2 protein-coding genes are annotated in these 6,397 nt (G+C 42.5%); both read left to right on the forward strand.

Annotation, left to right across the window (positions count from 1 at the left end; all coding sequences use genetic code 11):
• Positions 1-356 precede the first annotated feature (356 nt).
• Complete coding sequence (locus tag J2X31_RS14830; protein WP_310027698.1) at positions 357-695, forward strand: TM2 domain-containing protein; 339 nt, start codon at positions 357-359, stop codon at positions 693-695.
• A 217-nt stretch (positions 696-912) separates the two neighbouring features.
• Positions 913-6,291, forward strand: coding sequence for a RemA C-terminal-like gliding motility protein (locus J2X31_RS14835; protein WP_310027699.1), 5,379 nt, complete (start codon positions 913-915; stop codon positions 6,289-6,291).
• Positions 6,292-6,397: the final 106 nt, after the last annotated feature.

Below are 6,397 nucleotides of genomic sequence, written 5' to 3' on the forward strand. Positions count from 1 at the left end.
GCGGGAGGTGTTCGCCGCGGCGAACGGGGTGGCTTAAAAACATCGGTAATTAATTTCAGAGCATGACATAGAGCTAGATTAGGAGATTGCTTCCTTCGTCGCAATGACGAAATGGCGGAAAATCCTCCGACAATCATCCAATAAGCCCCAGGCACCAAAGGAATCCCATTTAACGCAAGAATCCCTTCATGGACACAATCAAAATCCCGAAGCTTTGGGAGGAAGATTGGATTGCTCATTGAAAACCGAACACTGATCGCTAAAAACTAACCCCTAATTAAACATTTGAACTTATAAACCAGCTGTTTTTGGTATTTTTTATTATTTTTATGCCTCATTAATCAAAAAACTAAAAAATGGAAGAAAACAACAATTCAAGAAACGAGAGCTGGAACCAGCCGACGTATGAACAACGTCCTGAATATATGCAGGACAATAAGAAAGTCTTGGCCGGGCTGATGGCACTGCTTTTTGGATATTTGGGAATACATAAATTTGTTTTAGGATATACTAATGAAGGGGTTATCCTTCTGGTATTGTCACTAATTGGTTTTGCTACCTCCTGCCTGGTAGTTGGGATTTTTATCCTAATCCCTATCAGCCTTATTTCTTTTGTAGAGGGTATCATTTACCTTACCAAAAGCGACAGGGATTTTTATGAAATCTATCAGAAGAATAAGAGGCCTTGGTTTTAAGGGATTGAAAGATGGAAGTTGGGAGGATTGAAAGATTCAAAGACTTAATCTGATTGTATATACAGGAGCTTCGGCTCCTTTTTTTGTGGATTGTTTTTATTGCTATTCGTCTGTCGATTTAAAATGTCGTTCGTCTATTGGGACTATTTAGTGGGTTTGGAAATGCGGAACTTTATCGCATGATGGCTAGATGAACGCCCTCTAAAATCTTGCTAGTATGAAAACGACAATACCTTCCTTGCTCCTTTGGTTGCTGTTCCTAACGAATTTGCCTGTTGCAGCACAGTGCCCAATCAACCTGGACCTCTTTTCGCAAAGTGGGGTTGACAATTTTGCGACCGACTATCCTGAATGCACACAGATTACGGGAGATGTAATCATTCAGGGCCTCAATATCACCTCACTTGACGGCTTGAACGGCATTACCCATATTGGCGGTCGGCTTCAGATTATTGGCACGAACCTAACCAATTTGGACGGACTCAGTTCGCTGGTGAGTATAGGCACTTTTATAGACCTGTATCTAAACAATAACCTAAATGACATATCAGGATTGGAGAATGTGGTTTTTGCACCGAGTTTTAGTAGCATTGTCCTTGAAGCCAATCCGAATCTATCGGTTTGCAATGTTCCCAATATATGCCGGTTTTTTGCAAACCCTACAGGCTTTTCCTATGTAGCAGGCAATGCTGCGGGATGTGCCACGATACCACAAATTCGCTCTTCGTGCATCACACCCGATGCGAATGGAATCTTGTATGTTAGGAAAGATGCCGTAGGCAGTGGCTCTTCCTGGAACGATGCCTTGGGAGAGGTTTCGGAGGCTTTCGCCGAAGCACAAACGGACTTGTCTATTACGCAAATATGGGTTGCCAAAGGAACATACTCGGCCACTGGAGACGGATTGAGGATGCGGAACAATTTAGAAATATATGGAGGTTTTGATCCTGATAATGGCATTGATGATTTAAGCAATCAACGGATTTCGCCCAGTGCAACAACAGGTTCTATCCTTACGGGTGATAATGTAAGAAGGGTGGTTACGAATATCTTTACGAATACAAATCCGTTGAACGATACTGCGGTTTTGAATGGCTTTACCATTACCCAAGGAAATCCGCCCCATACCGCACAGCAATTGGACATAGCCGATTCGGGTGGAGGAATCATAAACGTATATGCCTCTCCGAAACTAATTAATCTTTTTATATTTGATAATTACGCGAACGACAGAGGCGGTGGGATTTACAACAATTTTTCAAATCCAACTATCGTGAATACAGTTGTAGCCCGAAACAGTTCGCAATATTCCGGTGGCGGTATTTATAATCTTTCATCTCCTGCCAAGCTCATCAACTGTACGATAGCCCATAATCATTCTGAAAGAGTTGGTGGTGTCCGGAACAATGGCACTGCTTCTCAAGTCGTGATGAAAAACTGTATCGTATTTGGAAACACCAAAACGGCTACCGATGCAGAGAATGTAAATTTGAGCAATATTGGAAATGCTACCATAACCTATCAGCATACTTTTGTGCAAAACCTTACCACAGCAGATGCAGAAGGAAATATTGCTGGAACGCTCGATCCTCTTTTTGTGAATCCTGCAAACAATAATTTTCGCTTGCAACGTTGCAGTCCGATGATCAACAGCGGCAATAATTTAGCATTTGCTTCTGGACAAACTCCAGACATCGCTGCCGTTACTATTGATCTGGCAGGAAGTCCGAGAATCTTCAACAATCAAACGGTTGACCTCGGTGCTTATGAATACCAGGCCAACCATCTGCAAACGCAAATTGTTTATGTGGATGCCGATGCAACTGGAAACAATAACGGAAGCTCTTGGGAAAATGCTTATACTGATTTGCAATCGGGCATCAATGCCGCTTGCGTTAGCGATGAAGTTTGGGTAGCCGAAGGGGAATATCAAACAGCCTTGAATCAGTTTTTTAGGATGAAGGAAGGGGTAAAGATTTACGGTGGTTTTGCAGGAACTGAAACCACACTTGAGGCAAGGAACTGGAAAAGCAATGTAACTGTCCTGAAAGGAAACAACAACTCGGTAATTCGGAATGAATTTACGGTTTCAAGTCCGATGACGAATGCTTCAATGCTAAACGGTTTTACCATCAAGGACGGTTTGGCCAACCAATCCTCTGATCCTGAAAACGTATTGGATGCTGGAGGTGGCATCTTTAATTTCTATGCTTCGCCACAGCTCATCAACCTCATCATCACCAATAATGTAGCCGATGATAGAGGTGGTGGTATTTACAACCGAGTATCGAATCCTGTTATCGTCAACTCCTTAATATCAAAAAACACAGCCAATCGATCGGGGGGAGCTCTCTATAATTTCAGTTCTTCTCCAAAGATTATAAATACAACCATTGCCAACAATACTGCCGACCGTGTGGGAGGAATAAGAAACAACTATGCACAATCTGCAGTGGTTTTGCAAAACTCAATTGTGTATGGCAATACGCAAATCCAGACAACGCTTCCCGAGCAAACCAACCTCAGCAATCTTGCAGGAGCCACGATTAATTGTTTTAACTCGCTCATACAAAACGTTACCACAGCAGATGCTCAAGGCAATCTTTCGGGAACCCTCGATCCTTTGTTTATGAATGTTGCAAACAATGATTATCGTCTGTTGTCCTGCAGTCCGTTGCTTAATGAAGGAACAAATACTGTTTTTGATCCTGCACAAACGCCCGATTTAACAGCCATAACAACTGATTTAGCAGGAAATCCGAGGATACAAAACACAACAGTCGATTTGGGCGCCTACGAAACTGACAACACTACTACTTCAACCATCCTTTATGTTGATGGAACGGCTACGGGAAACAACGATGGGACTTCGTGGGTCAATGCTTATACTTCCTTTGCAGAAGCTGTTATAACATCGGATAAATGCGTAGCTGTTAATGAAATCCATGTGGCCGAAGGAACGTATTATCCTGAATATGCCACTAATTTAAATAATACAACTAGCTCCGTCAGAAACCGATCTTTCACTTTTCGTCGTGGCGGATTGGAAATATTAGGAGGATATCCGAGCGGTGGTGGAACAAGGAATTGGAAACAGCACCCTACCATTTTAAGTGGTAATATTGGCTACCCTGCTCTTGATAACGACAATGCGTTTCATGTGGTGGTTACCTATGGAACAGCTGTGGACCAGACTTTTAAATTTGATGGTTTCAGGATTACCAAAGCAAACGCAAATAATAACACTACAAGTAACGTTGCCGGAGGTGGCACTGTTTTGAATTATGAAGGTGGTGGTTGGTCGAATACTTTAGGAAGTCCTGCCATTTCCAATGTCATCATCAGTGGAAACTCTGGTATGTATGCTAGTGGGTTTTATAATGAGTTAGGAAATCCGACACTTACCAATACAGTCATCAGTGGCAATAATGGCGATTATGGTGCTGGAGTTTATAATCGGGTTGGAAATCCTGTGTTTATCAATTGCACTATAAGTGGAAACAGAGCTCTACACGAAGGGGGTGGCATTAGAATTTATAACGGAAATCCTGTAATTACCAACTGCATCATCTTCGGAAATACTGCATCCATAAACGCAGGAATCGGCATATTAATGGGATCGCCCGTTATTTCTTATTCCCTAATTCAAGGTTTGTCCAACACCGCCAATGGAAATTTAAATGGCTTGACCACCAACCCGCAATTTGTGGCTCCAACCCTAGCAGCTGCCGCTCCTACCACATCAGGAAATTATGCCTTACAAGGAAATAGCCTTGCGATTGATGCAGCAAACAGCACTGTGATTCCAACAACTATCACTACCGATTTGGACGGCAACGATAGAATTATTGGCCTTTCGGCAGATATGGGAGCCTTTGAATATCAGGGCAGTTTTTGTCCGTTTATCACTACCTGGAACGGAGTGGCTTGGAGCAACGGATTGCCCAATGAAGAGACCAAGATCATCTTTAATGGCGATTACACTTCTGATAATTCAAATTCCGATGCAGGAACCTTGGAAGGTTGTTCGGTTGAAATCGTCAGTGGCGATGTGGTTATTTCTGAAGGACATAATCTGATCCTCAACCATGAAATCAACACGGCAGGAGGTTCTTTCGTGTTAAAAAACAACGCAAGTCTGGTTCAAGTAGAAGATGAGGCACTCAATCAAGGAACGCTGACTTCGGAACGCATCACCACTCCTATTTACCGCTATGATTATGTCTATTGGTCGTCGCCAGTTACGGAAGATTCAGGATTTTTGTTGGGAAAAGATCCTGCCAATCCAACACGTCCGGGTTTGTCGTCCCTAACCTTGTTTGACAAATACCATGCTTGGGATACCGATTTGCAGGAATGGTCCATCATTCCTAACGGCAATCAGGTCATGCTTCCCGGCAAAGGCTATATCGTGAGGGCTCCACAAAGTTATGGCTCAGATCCTCAAGATCCGGCATCTTATAATAATTTTACTGGAAATTTTATCGGCAAGCCCAACAATGGTGTGGTGAATACTCCAATTGCAGGCGGTTTAAATCAGTGGAACCTAATCGGGAACCCCTATCCATCAGCACTTTATGTGGACGATTTTTTATATCAAAACAACACTATTGTAGATGGGACGATTTACATCTGGACCCACTCGACCGCCATTTCCAATAATGGTTCGGGGGAAGTCTATAATTATGATGCCGACGATTATGCCACTTACAATCTTTCGGGAGCTGTTGGTACTGGTTCTGGAGAAAATTCCCCTAATGGAGGCAATGTTCCCACAGGCTATATCGCCAGTGGACAATCGTTTTTCATCAAAGGAAGCCCAGCTGGAGGGTTGGCCCTATTCACCAACTCCATGCGGGTTGCAGGACAAAACAATCAGTTTTTTAGACCTGCTGTTCAATCATCCGATCAAAGCAACAGTACCGAAAAACACCGCATCTGGCTCAACCTTACGGGACCACAAAATGCCTTCAAGCAGACGCTGGTGGGTTATATAGAAAATGCCACGAACGATTTGGATTGGGGGTATGATGGCGAAACATTCAGCAGCAACTCCGTTTCCCTTTATTCCTTATTGGACGATGTGATGCTTGCCATTCAAGGTCGTTCCCTGCCCTTTGACAATCAAGATCAAGTGCCATTGGGATATAAAACTGGAACCGCCGGAACGTATACCATCAGCATCGATCATCTAGACGGTTTGTTTGATCAGCAGGGCATTTATCTTGAAGATATCGTATTGAATATTGTGCATGATTTGAAGACTTCGGATTATACTTTCACCACCGTTTCAGGAACTTTTAACGAACGATTTGTCCTGCGGTATCTTGCTTCGGATTTGGATAATGGTGGATTTGAAGGTTTAGAACAAAAGGTCGTAATAGCAAAGATTGAAAATGAACTCGTAGTGAAATCTTTTGCCGAACCACTAAAAGAGGTTGCTGTTTATGATCTACTGGGAAGAACAATTCTCCACACAACCACTATTCAAAACAATGAAATCCGAATGGCTGATGTGGTGCTTAACACGCAAGCTTTGATTGTAAAGGTTACTTTGGAGAATGGTATGGTGGTGACGCGAAAAGTAATTTATTGATGTTTACTTATAACCTGAACTCGATTAATAATTTAGGCTAAAAATATTGTACAAAAAGGTAAAATTTAGTATATTTAAATCTCTGACAATTAAATATTTAAACTAA

It is taken from the genome of Flavobacterium arsenatis, from assembly GCF_031456785.1.
GTDB classification, from domain to species: Bacteria; Bacteroidota; Bacteroidia; order Flavobacteriales; family Flavobacteriaceae; genus Flavobacterium; species Flavobacterium arsenatis.

Coding starts and splice junctions, on each gene's coding strand:
- J2X31_RS14835 (WP_310027699.1), top strand. CDS start 913: ATGAAAACGACAATACCTTCCTTGCTCCTTTGGTTGCTGTTCCTAACG.
- J2X31_RS14830 (WP_310027698.1), top strand. CDS start 357: ATGGAAGAAAACAACAATTCAAGAAACGAGAGCTGGAACCAGCCGACG.